The sequence below is a fragment of the Streptococcus australis genome, assembly GCF_015553625.1.
Taxonomy (GTDB): domain Bacteria; phylum Bacillota; class Bacilli; order Lactobacillales; family Streptococcaceae; genus Streptococcus; species Streptococcus australis_B.
In genome coordinates this window covers 107,949-127,886 of sequence record NZ_JADNGY010000005.1, presented here as the reverse complement: position 1 = coordinate 127,886, position 19,938 = coordinate 107,949, and the positions used below count along the sequence as shown (strand labels likewise).

General features: G+C 43.3%; 21 protein-coding genes. 3 read left to right on the top strand and 18 right to left on the bottom strand.

Annotated elements, in window-relative coordinates; all coding sequences use genetic code 11:
- Positions 1–6 precede the first annotated feature (6 nt).
- From glmM to cdaA, 3 genes are read right to left on the bottom strand one after another with little or no spacing between them, the layout of a single operon-like run.
- On the bottom strand, positions 7–1,362 hold the full coding sequence (gene glmM, locus I2D56_RS05930) for a phosphoglucosamine mutase (protein WP_120702128.1): 1,356 nt from the start codon (positions 1,360–1,362) through the stop codon (positions 7–9).
- A gap of 27 nt (positions 1,363–1,389) precedes the next feature.
- Positions 1,390–2,130, bottom strand: coding sequence for a YbbR-like domain-containing protein (locus tag I2D56_RS05925; RefSeq protein ID WP_195348185.1), 741 nt, complete (start codon positions 2,128–2,130; stop codon positions 1,390–1,392).
- A complete protein-coding gene (gene cdaA, locus I2D56_RS05920) occupies positions 2,127–2,975 on the bottom strand; it encodes a diadenylate cyclase CdaA (protein ID WP_023026641.1) in 849 nt (282 codons plus the stop codon). Before cdaA ends, I2D56_RS05925 begins: the two co-directional genes overlap by 4 nt.
- Before the next feature lie 180 nt (positions 2,976–3,155).
- On the opposite strand from cdaA, the gene murT reads away from it, so the two are divergent.
- Genes murT through I2D56_RS05905 form a run of 3 tightly spaced genes read left to right on the top strand, consistent with a single transcriptional unit; the run spans position 3,156 to position 5,596 of the window.
- A complete protein-coding gene (murT, locus tag I2D56_RS05915) occupies positions 3,156–4,496 on the top strand; it encodes a lipid II isoglutaminyl synthase subunit MurT (protein ID WP_117744065.1) in 1,341 nt (446 codons plus the stop codon).
- Entirely contained in the window at positions 4,496–5,284 is a 789-nt protein-coding gene (gene gatD, locus I2D56_RS05910; protein ID WP_117744064.1) for a lipid II isoglutaminyl synthase subunit GatD, read from the top strand. Before murT ends, gatD begins: the two co-directional genes overlap by 1 nt.
- 9 nt (positions 5,285–5,293) lie before the next feature.
- A complete protein-coding gene (locus tag I2D56_RS05905; RefSeq protein WP_117744063.1) occupies positions 5,294–5,596 on the top strand; it encodes a LapA family protein in 303 nt (100 codons plus the stop codon).
- 84 nt (positions 5,597–5,680) lie between these two features.
- Here I2D56_RS05905 and I2D56_RS05900 read toward each other — a convergent pair whose 3' ends face one another.
- The 15 genes from I2D56_RS05900 to atpA all read right to left on the bottom strand — a co-directional run bounded on the left by I2D56_RS05900 (position 5,681) and on the right by atpA (position 19,930).
- Positions 5,681–6,856: an MFS transporter gene (locus I2D56_RS05900; RefSeq protein ID WP_195348184.1), complete on the bottom strand. Its 1,176-nt coding sequence runs from the start codon at positions 6,854–6,856 to the stop codon at positions 5,681–5,683.
- 109 nt (positions 6,857–6,965) lie between these two features.
- Positions 6,966–8,144, bottom strand: a complete 1,179-nt coding sequence (locus tag I2D56_RS05895; RefSeq protein ID WP_195348183.1) for an MFS transporter — start codon at positions 8,142–8,144, stop codon at positions 6,966–6,968.
- 25 nt (positions 8,145–8,169) lie between these two features.
- Positions 8,170–9,042: an XRE/MutR family transcriptional regulator gene (locus tag I2D56_RS05890; RefSeq protein WP_023026635.1), complete on the bottom strand. Its 873-nt coding sequence runs from the start codon at positions 9,040–9,042 to the stop codon at positions 8,170–8,172.
- Between the two features lie 4 nt (positions 9,043–9,046).
- A complete protein-coding gene (locus I2D56_RS05885; protein WP_023026634.1) occupies positions 9,047–9,400 on the bottom strand; it encodes a hypothetical protein in 354 nt (117 codons plus the stop codon).
- 30 nt (positions 9,401–9,430) lie between these two features.
- The gene (locus I2D56_RS05880) at positions 9,431–11,335 is read right to left on the bottom strand and encodes an ABC-F family ATP-binding cassette domain-containing protein (protein WP_195348182.1); all 1,905 of its coding nucleotides are present in this window, start codon (positions 11,333–11,335) and stop codon (positions 9,431–9,433) included.
- Between the two features lie 82 nt (positions 11,336–11,417).
- Entirely contained in the window at positions 11,418–11,789 is a 372-nt protein-coding gene (locus I2D56_RS05875) for a hypothetical protein (protein ID WP_117744058.1), read from the bottom strand.
- A complete protein-coding gene (locus I2D56_RS05870) occupies positions 11,786–12,511 on the bottom strand; it encodes a matrixin family metalloprotease (RefSeq protein WP_195348181.1) in 726 nt (241 codons plus the stop codon). Before I2D56_RS05870 ends, I2D56_RS05875 begins: the two co-directional genes overlap by 4 nt.
- A gap of 166 nt (positions 12,512–12,677) precedes the next feature.
- A complete protein-coding gene (locus I2D56_RS05865) occupies positions 12,678–13,490 on the bottom strand; it encodes a DNA/RNA non-specific endonuclease (RefSeq protein WP_195348199.1) in 813 nt (270 codons plus the stop codon).
- A 105-nt stretch (positions 13,491–13,595) separates the two neighbouring features.
- Entirely contained in the window at positions 13,596–13,784 is a 189-nt protein-coding gene (locus I2D56_RS05860) for a DNA-directed RNA polymerase subunit beta (protein WP_023022752.1), read from the bottom strand.
- Positions 13,774–15,057, bottom strand: coding sequence for a UDP-N-acetylglucosamine 1-carboxyvinyltransferase (murA, locus tag I2D56_RS05855; protein WP_195348180.1), 1,284 nt, complete (start codon positions 15,055–15,057; stop codon positions 13,774–13,776). Before murA ends, I2D56_RS05860 begins: the two co-directional genes overlap by 11 nt.
- Positions 15,058–15,123: 66 nt before the next feature.
- Entirely contained in the window at positions 15,124–15,354 is a 231-nt protein-coding gene (locus tag I2D56_RS05850; protein WP_023022750.1) for a DUF1146 family protein, read from the bottom strand.
- Between the two features lie 239 nt (positions 15,355–15,593).
- Positions 15,594–16,013, bottom strand: a complete 420-nt coding sequence (locus I2D56_RS05845) for a F0F1 ATP synthase subunit epsilon (RefSeq protein WP_120702141.1) — start codon at positions 16,011–16,013, stop codon at positions 15,594–15,596.
- 13 nt (positions 16,014–16,026) lie between these two features.
- Entirely contained in the window at positions 16,027–17,433 is a 1,407-nt protein-coding gene (atpD, locus tag I2D56_RS05840; protein WP_125374267.1) for a F0F1 ATP synthase subunit beta, read from the bottom strand.
- A gap of 88 nt (positions 17,434–17,521) precedes the next feature.
- Entirely contained in the window at positions 17,522–18,409 is an 888-nt protein-coding gene (locus tag I2D56_RS05835) for a F0F1 ATP synthase subunit gamma (protein ID WP_031573410.1), read from the bottom strand.
- Between the two features lie 15 nt (positions 18,410–18,424).
- Positions 18,425–19,930 (bottom strand): F0F1 ATP synthase subunit alpha, encoded by a 1,506-nt coding sequence (gene atpA / locus I2D56_RS05830; RefSeq protein WP_129268804.1) that lies wholly within the window; start codon positions 19,928–19,930, stop codon positions 18,425–18,427.
- Between the last annotated feature and the right edge of the window lie 8 nt (positions 19,931–19,938).

The following is a 19,938-nucleotide window of genomic DNA, read 5'->3' as shown; positions in this document are numbered from 1 at the left end:
CTTTATTTAATCTTCAAGACCAATTTCATCTTTGACTACAGCAGCAATTGTATCCACATAGTAATCCACTTCGTCATCAGTCGGAGCTTCTGCCATAACACGAAGCAGTGGCTCGGTACCACTTGGACGCACTAAGATGCGGCCATTCCCAGCCATTTCAGCTTCCATTTTTTCAATAATTGCATGAATAGCAGGAACTTCCATCGCCTTATCTTTCATGCTATTTTCAACACGGATATTGACCAATTTTTGAGGATAGATGGTCACTTCTGATGCAAGGTCTGATAAGGTTCGTCCAGTTTCTTGCATAATCTTAGTCAATTGAACAGCACTCATCTGGCCATCTCCAGTAGTATTGTAGTCCATAACAATCACGTGACCAGATTGCTCTCCACCAAGATTATATCCGGACTTCCGCATCTCTTCAACTACATAGCGGTCTCCTACCGCAGTTACAACCTTATGAATACCTTTAGCATCCAAGGCTTTATGGAATCCTAGATTGGACATGACCGTCGTTACGATGGTGTTATCTTTTAAGAGGCCTTTATCAGAAAGGTAGGTCCCAATGATGTACATGATTTTATCACCATCGACTAGGTCCCCATTTTCATCAACCGCAATCAAACGGTCACTATCACCATCAAAAGCCAAACCAATGGCCGCACCAGATTCTCGGACAGCCTCTTGCAAAGCCTCAGGATGGGTCGAGCCTACTTGGTCATTGATATTGAGACCATTTGGGCTTTCTCCAATAACTGTCAAACGTGCTCCTAGGTCAGCAAAGACTTGACGGGCGCTTGTAGATGCAGAACCATTCGCAGCATCTAGAGCCACGTGCATTCCTTCAAGCTGGGTTCCAGTTGAAACTAAGTATTCTTGATACTTACGAAGTCCTTCAGGATAGTCCATCACAGTTCCAAGACCTTCTGCACTAGGACGAGGAAGAGTATCAGACTCCGCATCCAATAAAGCTTCAATCTCTAATTCACGGTCATCATCCAGTTTATAGCCATCATTCCCGAAGAATTTAATCCCGTTGTCTAAAGCTGGGTTGTGGCTGGCAGAAATCATGACCCCAGCACTTGCCCCTTCAGAACGAACTAAATAAGCTACACCTGGTGTCGCAATCACACCGAGTTTGTATACTTTAATCCCTACAGATAAGAGACCCGCAACAAGCGCACTTTCCAACATTTCACCAGAAATACGAGTGTCTCGTCCTACGAAAACAAGTGGCGTTTCTTTTTCATGTTGACTGAGGACATACCCTCCGTATCGACCGAGCTTAAAGGCCAACTCTGGTGTCAATTCGACGTTTGCTTCTCCACGGACTCCGTCCGTTCCAAAATATTTACCCATTATGATAATCCTTTCGATGAATCTTTATTAATTGCTATTATTTGATGAGGAACTGGATGACGACGAGCTAGAACTTGTCTGTTTCAACTCAACCTTCATGTATAGTTCTGATGGAGAGATGATGACTGGTAAATCATTTCCCTCGCTATCGACTGCCTTCAAGGAGACGGTTGCCGTGTAGGTATTGTTCAAAAGATCTCCTTCAGGGAAGATGGCTTCCACATGATCAATTTTGGCTAAAGTATCCTGGTCGCTGGTGACAGAGACCTTATCTTCAGAAAAAGTAACATGTGAGAGACTCCAACCTGGGGCAATTTGTTTGTCTGGTATCGTGACGGAAACATCAAACTTTTTCGTCTTTTTCTTACCAATTTTTGCAGTGACTGTTTGAGGCTCGATGGTTGCAGTTAAACCGGAAGGTAAGCCTTCCACCTTTAAGGTGATTTCATGCTGGCCCTCTTTCAAATTGCTCAGATCGGCTACCACTTTAAATTTACGAGTACTAGCCTGCATTTCTGATGCTAAAGCGACACGATTGGATCCTTTCAGAAAGACGGTCACTTCTGAGCTAATCCCACTGACAAAATATTTACTATCGTTGTATTTTACATCAATCGGAATATTGGTAAGAGTATTGGTATAAGTTTCAGAGCTCACTTGGCGTGCACTACTGTTATTCTGGAAATTAACAGAGGTAGCAATGATGAATAAGAGACTTGAGAAAAAGACTGATGTCACAATATAGACAATTTTTCTTTTTGGAATCATTTGATACGTCCTCCAAAAATTCTTGATTTCAAATCTTTTTTTCCTTGATCTTCTGGAATAATGAAGGAACGCAATTCTTGTTCGAATTCTTCGATACTGAGGTCGTGTCTAAAGCTCCCATTTCTCGCAATGGAGATACCACCCGTTTCTTCCGAAACAACAAAGGTAAAGGCATCACTTACCTCAGACAAGCCGATTGCAGCCCGGTGTCGCGTACCGAACTCTTTTGAAATTCCCGTGCTTTCTGTTAAGGGGAGATAAGCACAAGATACAGCAATTTTATCATTGGTGACAATCACTGCCCCATCGTGAAGCGGGGTGTTGGGGATAAAAATATTAATCAGCAGTTCACCCGAAACATCTGCATCGAGGGGAATCCCCGTAGAAATATATTCTTGAAGGGTTCTACTCCCTTGAATCGCAACCAAGGCACCAATCTTCCGAGGACTCATATACTCAACGGCTTTTACATAAGATTGAACCAATTTTTCTTCTGGACTAATCTGGTTGGTTGAGAAAAATTCAGTTGCTCGACCTAATCGTTCTAATCCCGTCCGAATTTCTGGGGAGAAAATCACTACCGCAGCAATGACCCCGTAGGTGATGATTTGGTTAATCAACCAAGAAATGGTCGTCAGACCAATCATATTGGCAACTAACTCAAATAAGAAAAAGGCCAAGACACCACGGACTAAAATCATAATTTTAGTGCCGACAATGGCTTTTATAAAATAATACAATAACCAGGCTACCAGGGCAATGTCAATAAGGTTGATAATCACACTCCAGGGAGTGGGAAATAAACTGGCCCAATACTGGGGATTTGACAATTGTTGGATGTTCACAATCTCATACCTACCACTTCTCTTCTAGGCTTTTCGCGCAGCTAACCATTGTGGATGCTTACTAGCAAAAGTAAGGATTCTAGCAAAGGATAGCGCGTTCAAACTACTCTACATCATTATATCATGTTTCAACAGATTTTTCTGTAACCTTCTATTGGTTTTTGTGATAAAATATGAATTATGAAGATTAAGACTAGTATGGGGCTTATTGCCGGAAAAATGAGTAGTCACCTCTTGCGCATGCTTGGACGTGGCTCTACCCTTCCTGGAAAAATCGCCCTTCAAATTGATAAAGACATTTTACAACACCTGGCCCAGAACTACGAAATTGTAGTTGTCACTGGTACGAATGGGAAAACACTGACAACAGCTCTCACTGTTGGAATCCTTCAGGAGGCTTTCGGACCTATCGTGACCAATCCTAGTGGAGCCAATATGATTTCAGGGATTACGACTACTTTCTTGAACGCAAAGGGTTCTTCTGGTCGTCCTATCGCTGTTCTTGAAATCGATGAAGCCAGCCTGTCTCGAATTTGTGACTACATCACTCCGACCTTGTTTGTAATCACCAATATTTTCCGGGATCAAATGGACCGCTATGGGGAAATCTACACGACTTATCGGATGATCTTGGATGGGATTAAAAAAGCGCCACAGGCGACTGTTCTGATGAATGGGGATAGTCCTCTATTCCATACCCTTCCCCTACCAAATACCGTTCAATATTTTGGCTTTGATATAGAAAAAACTGCTCCCAAGTTGGCCCATTACAATACAGAAGGAATTGTCTGTCCAGAATGTCATGGCATCTTGACCTACCAGTTGAATACCTATGCGAATTTGGGGGATTACCTCTGTGAACACTGTGGCTTCCACCGTCCTCCTTTGACAGTCGCTGTCGATGAATTGACCGAGCTAACCAATACTTCTTCTCACTTTAAGATCAACGGGACAAACTACCACATCAATATTGGGGGCCTCTATAATATTTATAATGCCCTCGCTGCAGTTGCTGTTGCCCATTATTTTGAAGTAAGTCCAGACGTCATTAAGCGTGGTTTCGACAAGAGTAAGGCTGTCTTTGGTCGTCAAGAAACCTTTAAGATTGGGGACAAGGAATGTACCTTGGTCCTGATCAAAAATCCAGTCGGTGCGACGCAGGCTATTGAAATGATCAAGCTAGCACCTTATCCATTCAGCTTGTCCGTGCTTCTCAATGCCAACTATGCTGACGGAATAGACACCAGCTGGATCTGGGATGCGGACTTTGAACAAATCACTCAAATGGACATTCCAGAGATCAATGCTGGAGGGGTGCGCCACTCTGAAATTGCTCGGCGACTTCGGGTTACAGGCTATCCTGCTGAAAAGATTACAGAAATAGCTGAATTAAAAGAGGTCTTCCAACGCATCCAGCAACAGGAAACCCCTCACGCCTATATTTTAGCCACCTATACGGCCATGCTAGAATTCCGTGAACTTCTAGCTCAAGAACACCTGATTGGAAAGGAGATGAATTAATGACCTACACTTCACTACAATCCCCTGATCAGGAAACCTACCAATTCGAATTGAGAATCGCCCATCTTTATGGGAATCTGATGAATACCTATGGGGACAATGGAAATATCCTCATGCTCAAGTACGTTGCTGAGAAGCTTGGTGCTCGTGTCACTGTGGATATCGTTTCTCTCAAAGACCGCTTTGATCCAGAAGTCTACGATATCGCCTTTTTTGGTGGAGGCCAAGACTACGAACAGACCATTGTATCAGAAGATCTGCCAGATAAAAAAGAAGATCTCGAACGCTTTATTCACGACGATGGTGTAGTCCTTGCTATCTGTGGTGGCTTTCAGCTTCTAGGCCAGTACTACATTGAAGCTTCTGGTAAACGCATTGAAGGTCTTGGTATTATGGGGCATTACACTCTCAACCAAGAAAACAACCGCTATATTGGCGATATCAAGATCCATAACGAAGAGTTCAATGAAACCTACTATGGCTTTGAAAATCACCAGGGTCGGACCTTCTTGGCAGAGGATGAAAAACCGCTGGGCAAGGTCGTCTATGGAAATGGGAACAACAAGAAAGATGGGTGCGAAGGCGTTCATTACAAAAACGTCTTTGGTAGCTACTTCCACGGCCCTATCCTCTCTCGTAACGCCAATTTAGCCTATCGCTTGGTGACAACCGCTCTAAAGAAAAAATATGGGCAAGACATCGACCTAGCGACTTACAATGATATCTTAAGCCTTGAAAAAGCAGAAGAATACGCTGATGTGAAAAGCAAGGCTGAATTAGAAGAATAAGGAGACAAAATGAATAAACGAAAACTACAATATGTTGCACTACTGATTTCTGTACTGCTCATTGCAATTATTTCCTTGGCCAATATGCAAACGGTGACTGTGAACTTTTTGCTGGTCCAATTTAAACTCCCTCTCATCATTTTGATTCTGGTCTGTGTCCTTCTCGGTTCGCTGGTGACTTTCTTAGTCAGCCTTCCAAAAAATTTCTCATTAAAACATGAATTAAAATCTGCGAAAAAACAACTAGAACAAAAGATGTCGGGTGAAAAAGAAGAAAAAATCGAACAAATCGAAAACAAAAGCACCGATTGATTTTTTAGCATCGCTTCGGTTGTTTTCTGTAAAACAGTTTGTCTAGATCAAAAAAGCACCAGTCGGTGCTTTTTTCATACTGATCTAATGACTTTTTGATGGTAGATGCTTGGCTACGAGTTGGGCTAGGAAGGAAAAGAGAATGACGCCAGCGCCAATCAGGAGAAAGGATTCTACTCGGACGCTTGGCAACCAAGTCATCAAGCCTTTTGCGATGGGCATAAAGAGAATGGCCAGGGTAAAAATGGTGCTTAAGACCCTTCCTAGATAGTCTCCTTCCACCTTGGTTTGTACTTGGGTAAAAAAATGGATATTAAAAATCGTCATAAAGAGTTCACAGACTAAATTTCCAGAAAAGGAAAGAAGAGGAGGAAGAGGCAAGCCCATCATGAATACTCCTACTCCTGTTAAGATCAATAAGAAGAGAAGCATCTCCATGCTTGATTTAAATTTATTAGCGATCAAGGCTCCGATGATGGAGCCAATAGCCCCCAAGGTTAAGATGGTCGCATAAGCCCCCTTGACTCCGTAAAGTCGATTGGAAAAGGGAAGTAAAAACTCAAAAGCTGCAAAGAAGAAATTGACACTGGAAGCCACCAATAAGAGAAAGAAAATTTCTTTCTGCTGCCAGATGTAGTGCACTCCATCCTTGATATCAGAAAAAATATCCTTTGCCGTAAACCCTTTCTTTTCTTGAACCTTTTCTTCTTTCGGCAGTAAAGCAACCAGTACAAAAGCAATGAAAAAGGTCAGTGCATCCAGTAAGAGGGTCCCATGGAGACTGGCAAATTGTAAAACAAGAAAAGAGAAGACAGGTGAACTAACACCGACAACCTGTAAGACCAACTCCAAGTGGGCATTATAAGTCACAATCTCGTCTTTCTCTACAAGTTCTGTAATAATGGCTTTATTGGCAGTTCTAGAAAAAGCGAAGGCAATGGCCTGGACAATATTGGCAACAATCAGGGCTGCAATCATCCAACGATCGTTCCTGATAAAAGAAATGCCCAAACAAAGGAGACCACACACCAAGTCGGTTGTCATCAAAATCTTACGACGAGAAAAACGGTCTGAGATCACGCCTCCAAATGGATTAACTAGAATGGAGGTAACAAGTTCAGAAATCTGATAAATCCCCAATACTGTCTTTCCTACCGTCCCCATCGAGGCCAGCCAGACACTATTCCCATAATCATAGAGCATATTTCCCATTCTATTGATCGCACCACGAGTAATTAATTGGACTGCATGTCGCTTCATAAAAAAACCTCCTTCATTTTCTGAAACTATTGTATCAGTTCATGAAAGAGGTTTTCATTTTATTCCTTATTTGGGAAAAATAATAGATTGCAATTTTATAAAAGGATACCTACTGTTCTTTTGATTGAAACTGCTTAGCTACTAGCTGAGCCAAGAGTGAAAAGAGAATAACTCCAGCTCCAATCAGGAGAAAGGATTCTACATGGACACTTGGTAACCAAGTCATCAAACCTTTGGCGATGGGCATAAAAAGAACAGCCAAAGTATAAATCGTGCTCAAGACTCTCCCCAGATAATCATCTTCCACCTTTGTTTGCACTTGACTAAAAACGTGGATGTCGAAAATGGTCACAAAAAATTCACAGACCAGATTTCCCGAAAAGGAAAGATAAGGTGGGAGAGGCAAGCCCATCATGAACACTCCGACCCCTGCCATAATCAGTAAAAACAGGAGAGTTTTCATACTTGATGCAATTTTATTGGCAACAAGTGCTCCTAGAATAGATCCGATAGCTCCCAATGTTAAGATGGTCGCATAAGCCCCCTTGACCCCGTAGAGTCGATTAGAAAAGGGAAGTAAAAACTCAAAAGCCGCAAAAAAGAAATTAACACCGGAAGCCACCAAGAGGAGAAAGAAAATGTCTTTCTGATGCCAGATATAGTCTAACCCATCCTTGATATCAGAAAAAATATCTTTCCTAGTAAGCCGATGCTTCTCTTGAAATTGGGGTTCTTCTTTCGGAAGGAATGCCACTAGGACAAAGGCAATGAAAAAGGTCAGCGCATCTAGTAAGAGGGTCGCATGGAGACTGGCAAATTGTAGAACTAGGAAAGAAAACACAGGTGAACTGACACTAACAACCTGTAAGACCAACTCCAAGTGCGCATTATAGGTTACAATCTCTTCTTTCTCTACCACCTCTGTGATAATGGCTTTATTGGCAGGTCGAGAAAAACCAAAGGCAATGGCCTGAACAATATTGGCAACAATCAGGGCCGCAATCATCCAACGATCACTTCTGATAAAAGAAATCGCCAAACAAAGGAGTCCACAAACCAAGTCGGTCGTCATCAAAATCTTGCGACGAGAAAAACGGTCTGAAATCACTCCTCCAAAAGGATTGACGAGAATCCCTGTCACTAACTCAGAAATCTGATAGATTCCTAATACCGTCTTTCCTATAGTCCCCATTGAGGCCAGCCAGACACTATTCCCATAATCATAGAGCATATTTCCAATTTTGTTAATCGCTCCACGACTAATTAATTGGACCGCATGTCGGTTCATAAAATCTCCTTTATCTCTTGCTTATTTAGGAACATTCATCTATTACAAATTTATCAAAGTGTTCTTGATAGTAAGCTACCTGCTCTGGTAGTCCCAACACATCAAAAATATTCATGGCTTCCTGCATTTGCTGACAGCCTTCTTTCTTTTGCCCCTTCTGATAGAGGGCAAATCCCTTGAGGTAATGAAAGACATTGCGTTCGTAGAGTTTAATTCCCTTGCCGATAATCTTTTCAACATAGGCTTCAAAATAACTAGCATTTTCAAAAGAACGGTGTTCTAAACAATGCTGGTAACAATTCAGAGCTAGAATCAAGACCAGTTTTCGATGGCGACCAATTTCCTTGTAGAAATCTTCACGCTCCATCACTTCTCTACCAAACCGAGTGACATAATCCACATCATAAAAGCTATAGAGATTGCCAAAAAGGATCAACTCATACATGGTCCATTCTTCCGTTTGAAAGAGATAATCTGCCACCTTGTCCAGATCACTTTGCTTCATCGTGTAGCTGGCATCTCTCTGGCAAATCAAGCCTTGTAACAAAATCCAGTTCAATTCAAAATAAAGGGGATTGGTCGAACTTGTAGCCTTTTCCAGTTGTTCTCTTTGAAGCCTTTGAAAACCAGCAATATCATTTGCATAGTAAAGCGGAATAATCTGAGCCATCAAGTCCACATGCTCATGGTGTTGAAAATTTCTGGCCTTATCCATAAAATTCTCAATCGTCACATGGATATTATCTAATATCTCAAAGAAACGCGAGACAGCTAAATCCGACTCGCCCAATTCAAAGCGGGATAACTGAGACGTCGAGCAGGCTTCTCCTGCAGCTTCTTTCAATGAATAATTTTTACTCATTCGAAATTCACGAAAAACTTTTCCTAAATCTTCCATTTGATTACCACTTAAATTCCTTTAAGTACCTTTCTAACTCTTGCAAGTATCCTTCGTAGAATCCCTGATTTTCTTTAACGGAAAAATCTAATTGTCTTAAGTAAGAAATCAGCCAATCAACCAATAGATCATACTGATGAAGAGGTAGGCGTTTCATCTGCTCTTCAACAAAAGAAATGGCCTCTGCAAAGCGCTGCTCTTCTAAAACTTGCTGAAGATAGTGATTCCCGTTGATGAGTCTTCCTTCCTCATCCTCATACTGCCCCAAATCTAAATTCTGAATCTGTAGGCGCAAAGTTGTACCAATTATATCGGCCACACCTTTAATCTGATTCATAAACCAATCATTTTCAGTCATCACAATGTTCTCCTTAGGCAAATTAGAAAACTACACTCTCTCCGCCAGTTCTGCCCACTCTTCCATGACCGCTTCCTGTTGGATGGTCAATTGGTCCAGATTGCTTTGCAATTGAACTAAATCTTCCGCATCATTGGTGCTATGCATGCTTTCGGTAATGGCTTGAATTTTTTGATCCAGCTCTTCCATCTCCGCTTCCAATTGCTCAATGCGACGAGTGATTTTACGGAGTTCCTTTTGGTTTTGCTTTTGCAAGTGATAATCATTGCTGGTGACTTCTTCCATTGAAGCAGCTGGCACCGCTTCTGCTTGCGCTGCAGCAAGGGCTTCTAACTCTGCTTTTTTCTCCAGATAATAATCATAGTCTCCTAGGTAAAGCGTTGAACCCTCTTCTGAGAGTTCTAAGACTTGGGTGGCTACCCGATTGATAAAGTAACGGTCGTGGCTGACAAAGAGAAGAGTCCCGTCAAAATCAATCAAGGCATTTTCCAGCACTTCCTTGCTATCGATGTCCAAGTGGTTGGTCGGCTCATCGAGAATCAAAAAGTTGTTATTCTCCATGGATAGTTTAGCCAAGAGCAGGCGCGCCCGCTCTCCACCTGACAGCATGCCGACGGTTTTCTTGACATCGTCCCCTGAGAAAAGGAAGGCTCCTAGGCGATTGCGAATTTCTACTTCTGGTGTCAGTTTAAAGTCATTCCAGAGCTCATCCAAGACACTGTTATGAGGGGTTAGCTTACTTTGGGTCTGGTCATAGTAGCCTACCTCGACATTGGCCCCAAAACGGGCTTCTCCTTTGATAAAAGGAATCTGTCCAACGATGGACTTGATAAGAGTCGATTTCCCGATCCCATTTGGTCCTACAATAGCGACCGCATTCATCTTGCGGATATCCAGATTGATGGGCTCTGATAGGACTTGATCGTCATAGCCGACAGCTGCCTCTTCTACTGTCAAGACGACATTGCCAGAGGTCTTATCAGAATGGAAGGTCATATGGGCAGACTTGGTCCCAGCTTCGGGCTTGTCTAGGCGCTCCATTTTTTCCAACTGCTTGCGACGAGACTGGGCCCGCTTGGTGGTCGAAGCCCGCACTAAATTGCGATTAACAAAGTCTTCGAGAGCAGCGATTTCTTTTTGTTGCTTCTCGTAGTTCTTGGCTTCGGTCAGGAGTTTTTGCTCTTTTTGCTCGACAAAGCTGGAGTAATTGCCGACATAGCGGTCCAAAGAATGCTTGGTCAAGTCCAGAGTAATGGTTGCTACCTTATCTAGAAAATACCGGTCGTGACTGACAATGAGAAGGGCCCCACTATAATTGACCAAGTAATTTTCCAACCAGGCGATGGTCTCAATATCCAAGTGGTTGGTCGGCTCATCCAGTACCAAAAGATTTGGCTTTTCCAAGAGCATCTTGGCCAGAGCTAAACGGGTATTTTGCCCTCCAGACAACTCTTCAATCTTCATCTGCCACATAGATTCATCGAACTTGAAGCCGTTTAAAATGGCACGGATATCTGCCTCATAGGTAAAGCCACCAGCCTGACGGAATTCTTCCGAGAGCCGGTCATAATCCTGCATGAGTTTCTCCAAATCGGCTCCAGTTTTTTCCCCCATATCGAGCTCCATCTGCCGTAAGGTTCTTTCCGTCTTACGGAGATCGTCAAAGACATGGAGCATCTCATCGTAGATGGTATTAGACGACTCAAAGAGGCTATCCTGGGCCAGATAAGAGAGAGAAAGGTCGCGTTTTTTATTGATTTCTCCTGAGGTCGGCTCTTCTTCTCCCACCAAGATTTTCAAGAGCGTAGACTTGCCTGCGCCGTTCTTTCCGACCAGAGCAATTCGATCCCGTTCATCCACTTGCAGGCTGATATTATCAAAAAGAACCTCCCCTGCAAAAGAGCGTTCAATTTTGTTGGCTTGTAAAATAATCATAGTTTCATTGTACCTTACTTTTGACAAATTGACAATTGAAGAAAAGGCCAAACGCTAGACGCGCTTGACCTTTCTTCACTTTTTAAATCGCTGAGACATTGGAAGCCATTTGACTGTACTGATAGGCTAGGAAAAGCCCGATGCCAATCACTAGCAAAAACAAGCCCCATTTGATGACGCCCTTCACAAAGCGAATCACAAGCAGGATAATCATGGAGCCAATCAGCCAAGTAATGGCCGAATGGGAGAAGAAAGCTTGAACAGCTTCCCTATTGTTCCCGAAAAATTGACGGACTCCCTCAGGAGCATAATTTTCCCAAGCCTGTTGAATGCCTAATTCATGGGAAATTACTTGCCCTTTTTGGGATATCCAAAGAAAGATTCCAGAGTTAAACACAAAGAGTGCCACTTGTTCTGGAAAGGTTCGAATAAGATACAGTATCCGTTTGATCATTCTGACTCCATGTATAGTTGACGAACAGCTTCAATATCCCTCGCTTGGATGCTATAAAAGGAACCAGCCGACTGCATGACGGACTCTTCCTCATTATGGTCCAAACCAATGGCATGGCCTAGTTCATGCTCAGCTGTATTCACAATCCGTTGATGGGAATAGTTGTACTGCTTATTTAATAGGTAATAGCGATTCAAACGAACAATCACACGTTTGAATCGATGAGTTAAAACATTGGTCTGGGATTCTGCTTCACCTGCTGCAGAAACCGTGCTATCATCCATCTCTGTTAGGAGGATATCCGCCTCTTCTTCACTGGTGACAAGTTGGAAAGTGAAGGCCCCTGTCTGATTCCAAGACTCAAGCGCTTCCTCATAAGCAAGGGTAAAGGTCTCATCCATCGCAGGATCTAGATAAACTTTTGCAGTTGCCTGATCCCACCTTGCTCCTGTAGAGGTATGGCCATCAGTTGCTAGGCCTTCTTGAGCAGATGGGCTCCCTTGACTTAGCATAGGACCAGTTCGATGAAAGTAAGCATCCACCTGCGTGACAACCGTTTGGGCCGCACGACTGACGCCGTCTATCCCGCTACCGGTTTTGCCACTAAAGAACAGAACACCAACTACTAGGGCAAAACTGAGAGCTAGGGTCCAAAACAAGCCCCAAATAAGACTCCAAATGGCCCGTATTAGAAAACGAATCATGGCTATAATAGTTCTCACAAGCTCCTCCTTTCCTTGGGAAGACCTCTGTTTAGGTCTAGAAGAGAATAGTATACCTTAGTTTTCTTAAAATAAACTAAAGATTGCAGTCATGAATAGAAAAAGATTCAGTTGACTACAAAGCCAACCGAATCCTTCTTATCTTGCTTCTTCTTTTCCGTTTAGCTTAACGATGCACTGTTACTTTTCCCGTACGATAATCCAAACTAATCCCACTCTGAACATTTGGAACAAAAACATTAAACTCTAGACTACCATCACTAGATTTTGCTTCAATTTGACTGCCGACTGGTACCAAATCATCATCCGATGCATAGTGGAGAGTCACCCGATAACGAACCCGCTTATTATTGTCTAAGGCCTTCCGAACAAGGGTCTCATAATAATTTTGTCCTGTCGAAAAACTATCACGCGCTTGATTCGCCCAAGCTGTTTGAACCGCTATATTTTTTGGATTGCTCGTTGAGGCATCAAAACCATCAAGCTTACCTATCAAGGCATAGCCGAGAAGGTGTCCCCGATCAACCGCATGGTCGTATTCCCCAGCTAAATTGGTTACTTGGTGCCAGCCAGCTGGCGTCCAATCTACATCTGTCTGCTCTCTCTTTTGGTATTGACGAGTCGCCTTGGTCATCAAAGCGTTGGCAACTGTGGGAATTTCTCGTCCTTTTACAGTCTTTGTCTTCGTATCTGCATAAGGGAGACTCGCAACATCTGCATCCAGATTGGTTTTGTTCTGGTTAATAATGAAAGCGCCCGCTTCGTTCCATTGAATGTTCTTTCCTAGTTTCGTACGAACACCATCCGTCAGAACACTCTCTGCTAGTTCCTTACTCGGTGTTGCTTGTTGACTCGAAGTGACAACCGTTTGAACTTGAGAGTGACTAGCGACTGGCTGGGGTTGACTAAAATAATACCCGCCAATCGAGAGAGCTGCAGCCACCACCAAGCCTAGTAAGGTTTGTCCCGATTTTTTCATTTTAAGTGGTTTCTTTTGATTGTTTGCCACAATGATTTCCTCTATTTCTACTGAATTGGAAAGAGCCTGGGATCACGATCTCAAGCTCCTCTTTTTGATAAATAGTTACTTACCTGTAAATTTCTGAAGGATTTCCTTCCATGTATCTGGCGAGAGAATAGACCAAGGATCCTTCCCATTACCAATGATACCATATCCAATGACCAAGCCAAGAGCGAAGACAATCGCTAAAATAGTAAGAACCAATAGGACGATTCCCAATTGTTTTCCAATTGCTTTTAATTTAGTTTTCATCATCATCTTCCTTCACACGACGTACATCTGCTCCAAGAGCCACCAATTTCTCATGGAATTTAAAATATCCACGGTCAAGGTGTGTTAACTTGCTAACTTTGGTTTCTCCCTCAGCTACAAGCCCCATTAAAATCAAGGTCGCACTAGCACGCAAGTCTGTCGACATCACTTCAGCCCCTTGTAAGCTAGCTCCACCTTGGATGCGGGCTGTATCTCTCATAATGTCTGAGTGTAAGCCCATCCGACGCATCTCTTCCAAGTGTTGGAAACGATTTTCAAAGACTGTTTCAATCATAGTCGATTCACCAGAGGGCATGGCCATCAAAGCAGTAAATTGAGCTTGCATATCTGTAGGAAAACCTGGATAAGGCAAGGTTTTTACCGTCACTGGTTTCAATTTAGAGACATCTGAGCGAATGCGAATACCATTTTCTTCTTCCGTTACTTCAACACCCATTTCTTGCATCTTAGAAAGAAGAGGACGGTTGTGTTCCCAGATAGCATCCTCGATTAAAACGTCTCCACCTGTCATGGCTGCACCAACCATAAAGGTACCTGCCTCAATCCGGTCTTGAACAACATTGTGAACCGCGCCATGCAAGCGATCCACCCCAACAATCGTCAAGGTTTCTGTGCCTGCTCCACGCACCTTAGCACCCATCTTATTCAAAAGAGAGGCTAAGTCCACAATCTCAGGTTCGCGGGCTGCATTTTCGATAACCGTAGTTCCATCTGCCAAAGTTGCTGCCATCATGATGTTTTGCGTCGCACCTACGGATGGGAAATCCATATAGATATGCGCTCCATGAAGACGATCTGCTTTTGCTTCAATATAGCCCGCAGTTTGAGTGATCTTCGCCCCCATAGCTTCCAATCCCTTCAAGTGCAAATCGATTGGACGACTACCAATGGTACATCCACCCGGCATGGAAACTTTGGCATGACCATTCCGAGCCAAGACAGGACCTAATACGACGATCGAAGCCCGCATCTTGCTGACATATTTGTAAGGCGCTTCTTCTGTTAATGGTTGAGTTGCATCAACGACTACTGTATTGGTCTCTTCATCAAACGTCACTTGAGTGTTCAAGCCACGAACGACATTATTCATGGTAAAGACATCAGATAAAACAGGAACATTGGTCAAAGTCGTTGTTCCTTCACTGGCCAAAACAGTTGCTGCTAAAAGGGGAAGGACGGCATTCTTTGCTCCTTCAATCTTCACAGTTCCAACTAGGCGATTTTGACCACCGTTTACAATAATTTTATCCATACTCGTTATTACTCCATTTCATTCAGTCACGACTACTATCATACCATAAATTCATCAAAAAAGAAGCTAAAAGTTCCCGTTAAACAACTGCCGACTGAATTCATAGATACTGATAAAGAAGCTACTCGTCAAATACCCTAAACTAATGCTGATCAATAGAATAAGAAGACGAATTTTCAAGGCTGTATCAGCACTTACCTTTAAAAAACGCTCCCACTGAACCACCGTTGAAAGAAGGTGGTAGGCAAAAGAAATAAATAATAGGTGACTGCAAAAAGTAAAAATCATTTGAATCATACCTCTATTATACCACAAGAAAAAGTTTCCCTTTATATTCTTTAGATTCAAAAAAGAGAGTGGGACAGAAATCGGTCATTCGTTAGAATTCGATTTCGTCATCCCACCTCCGCACAGTTGAGTAGGGCTGTAAAAGCTGATGAAATCAGCGTAGTAGAGCCCACTCAACCACTGTGTCTTGCGCGACAATCCAAAGACAATTGAGAGGCTAGGACTTTTGTCCCAGCCTCTTTAACTTTTTATAATCGATTTCCGACATTAATCCGGTTAATAGCTCGTTGAAGGGCAATTTTTGCACGACGCTCCATATCAACAGAATGTTGATCTTTGGCTTCTTCAAGGGCCTTTTCCGCACGCAATTTTGCACGCTCAGCCCGGCTAATATCAATGTCTCGGGCGCGTTCAGCTGAATCCGCTACAATGGTAATGACATTATCCGCTACTTCGATAATCCCACCATTGACTGCAATCCAATCAATATGTTTGTCATCGTCGACACGACGAACCTTGACTTGGTCTACAGCCAAAACCGCAATGGTATTGATATGATGAGGTAAAATCCCTAATTCACCATCAATTGTCTTGACAGATACAAATGCGGCATGATGATCATAAACCAGTCCATCCGGTGTAACGATTTGGACGTTCATTTGACTCATCTTTCACCTCTTCTTAGAATCCCATTTTTTCAGCTTTGGCGATCACATCTTCGATCGATCCAACACCACGGAAAGCATCCTCTGGCAAGTGGTCATATTTCCCATCCAAAATTTCCTTAAAGCCACGAACAGTTTCTGCAACTGGTACATAAGAACCTGGTTGACCAGTAAATTGTTCCGCCACGTTAAAGTTTTGAGACAAGAAGAATTGAATACGACGGGCACGAGCCACCAAGGTCTTTTCATCATCAGACAATTCATCCATCCCCAAGATAGCAATGATATCTTGCAATTCGTGGTAACGTTGAAGGACGCGTTTGACCTCAGAAGCCACTGCATAGTGCTCTTCTCCAACGATATCTGGGGAAAGGGCACGCGAGCTTGATGCCAATGGGTCCACGGCAGGGTAAATCCCTAATTGAACCAATTTACGCTCCAAGTTGGTCGTAGAGTCCAAATGGGCGAAAGCTGTTGCTGGAGCAGGGTCTGTATAGTCATCGGCTGGCACGTAGATGGCCTGGATTGATGTAACAGAACCTTTCTTGGTTGAGGTAATCCGTTCTTGCAATTGACCCATTTCAGTTGCCAAGGTCGGTTGGTAACCAACGGCAGAAGGCATCCGTCCCAAAAGGGCTGATACTTCTGATCCGGCTTGGGTGAAACGGAAGATATTATCGATAAACAAGAGAACGTCTTGACCTTCCACATCACGGAAGTATTCCGCAATGGTCAAACCAGTCAAGGCTACACGCATCCGTGCTCCTGGTGGTTCGTTCATTTGTCCAAAGACCATGGCTGTTTTTTCGATAACGCCAGATTCCTTCATTTCCCAGTACAAGTCATTCCCCTCACGGGTCCGTTCACCAACCCCGGTAAAGACGGAGATCCCACCGTGCTCTTGGGCAATGTTGTGGATCAATTCTTGAATTAAGACGGTCTTCCCAACTCCGGCACCACCGAAGAGGCCGACCTTCCCACCTTTCAGGTAAGGGGCCAAGAGGTCAATGACCTTGATCCCTGTTTCAAGAATTTCTTCTGAAGTAGAAAGCTCATCAAAGGATGGAGCTTTTTTATGAATGGATTCACGAGGAGCATCTTCTGGAAATGCTTCTTCCAAGTCAATGGTATCTCCCAAGACGTTGAAAACACGTCCAAGAGTTTCTTTTCCGACAGGCACAGAGATTGGACGACCAGTGTCCAATACTTCCATCCCACGAGTCAAGCCATCTGTTGATTCCATGGCAATGGTGCGAACGACACCATCCCCAAGTTCAAGAGCTACTTCAAGAACGACTTTTGATTTTTGTTGGTCATTTTTATAGACTACAAGCGCATTATTAATCTCAGGGAGTTTATCGCCCGCAGCAAAAGCTACGTCAACGACAGGACCTACAACCTGAGAAATTTTGCCTAAACTCATGTCATTCTCCTATTCTATTAAGTTTCTAAGCTTGGTCATACATATAAGCAAGCTTATTTTTGTATTGTTAAAATGTGCATCGAATCAACTACTCAAGCGCACTCGCTCCTGCAACAATTTCCGTAATTTCTTGCGTAATGGTCGCCTGACGAGCTCGGTTGTATTGAATGGTCAATTCATCAATTACCTTCTTGGCATTGTCTGTTGCTGTTTGCATGGCCATCATACCGGCAGCATTTTCAGCTGTTTTGGCATCAACGATGGCTCCATAAATCATACTCTCAGCAAACTGTGGAAGCAATTGATCCAAAATCGCATCTCGGTCTGATTCCAACTCCAGATTCAAGATATAATCTTCATCTGCTTCGTTGGGGTCCAAGTCAATGATCGGAAGCATTTGCTCAACCCGCAATTGACTGGTCAAACTATTGACGTGGTGGTTATAACAGACATACAATTCATCAAACAATTCATTTTGATACATTTGGACTGTCTTGTTAATGATCTTCCGCACTTCATCAAAGCTTGGTTGATCAGCTAGGCCACGTAGTTCATAAACCGGCTGGATGCCTCTTGCTCTAAAGAAATCTGCCCCAATACTTCCAATACAGATGACTTCAAAATCCTCACCCGTTGGATGGTATTCTTCCTTCAATTCCATGACAGACTTGAGAATAGAGGCGTTGTATCCTCCCACTAGTCCACGGTCAGAAGTGATGACAATATAAGCAGACTTTTTGACAGGCCGACTCTTTAAAAATGGATGGTACTTAGACTTATCATTCTCAGCCTCATGTCCATGTAAGAGGTCGGTCAATAGCTTACGAACCTTAGATGCGTAAATTTGGAAGTCCTTGGCAGCTTGCTCAGACTTCCCAAGTTTGGCAGCAGATACCATCTGCATAGCATTCGTAATTTGACTGGTATTCTTTGTCGATGCAATTTTATTTTTGATATCATTTAAAGAAACTGCCATCTGCCACTCCTATTTCTATTTGAAACTTGATTGGTTGACAAAGTCAGTAATCACTGCATCCATTGTTTCTTCACTTGGAAGATCTTTGGTCGTCCGAATGGTTTCAAAGATTTCTGGATGATGCACTTCTACAAAGGCAAACAATTCCTCTTCAAAGCGAAGGATATCATCAACAGGTACACTATCCAAGAATCCATGTGTCAAAGCATACAAGATGACTACCTGTTTTTCGACAGTTAATGGTTCATGGACTGGTTGCTTCAAGACTTCTACTGTCCGGCGACCACGGTTCAACTTAGCTTGAGTAGCGGCATCCAAGTCACTACCAAACTTGGTGAAGGCTTCCAACTCACGGTAAGAAGCTAGGTCAATACGGAGAGTCCCCGCAACCTTCTTCATAGCCTTGATTTGGGCTGATCCACCAACCCGTGACACAGATGATCCTGCGTCAATGGCTGGACGAATTCCTGAGTTAAAGAGGCTATCTTGCAAGAAGATTTGGCCATCTGTGATCGAAATTACGTTAGTCGCGATATAAGCAGAAATATCCCCTGCTTGTGTCTCAATGATTGGAAGCGCAGTAATGGAACCACCACCCAATTCATCCGATACTTTCGCAGAACGTTCCAATAAACGGCTGTGAAGGTAGAAAACATCCCCTGGGAAGGCTTCCCGTCCTGGCGGACGACGAAGAAGAAGAGACAATTCACGGTATGCAACGGCTTGTTTAGACAAATCATCATAGACGATTAAAACGTGTTTGCCATTGTACATGAACTCTTCGGCCATAGCAACCCCTGCATAAGGTGCAAGGAACAAGAGTGGAGATGGTTGTGAGGCTGATGCCGTCACCACAATGGTGTAATCCATAGCCCCATACTTACGAAGTGTTTCTACTTGTGTCCGAACCGTTGATTCTTTTTGACCGATAGCGACATAGATACAGATCATGTCTTGACCCTTTTGGTTCAAGATAGTATCAATGGCAATCGAGGTTTTCCCTGTTTGACGGTCTCCGATGATCAACTCCCGTTGGCCTCGTCCGATTGGAACGAGGGCATCAATGGCTTTCAAACCTGTTTGAAGAGGTTCTGATACAGATTTCCGTTGCATAACACCAGGAGCTGGTGTTTCAACTGGACGGAAGGTATCTGTTACGATTTCTCCCAAGCCATCCACTGGCTGACCAAGAGGATTGACAACCCGACCAATCAAGGCGTCCCCAGCAGGGACTTCCATGATTTTACCAGTCCGACGAATCGAGTCTCCTTCACGAATGTCTGTGAAGTCTCCAAGGATGATAATCCCGACATCTGTCGTTTCCAAGTTTTGCGCCATTCCGTATGAGCCGTTTTCAAAGATCAACAACTCCCCACTCATTGCATTTTCAAGGCCATGAGCACGCGCAATCCCGTCACCAATATAGGTAACGACTCCGGTCTCTGTGACGTCAAAATTTGGCTGGAAATTTTCAATTTGTTGCTTAATTAAAGCGCTGATTTCTTGTGCGTTAATCGCCAAAATTCACA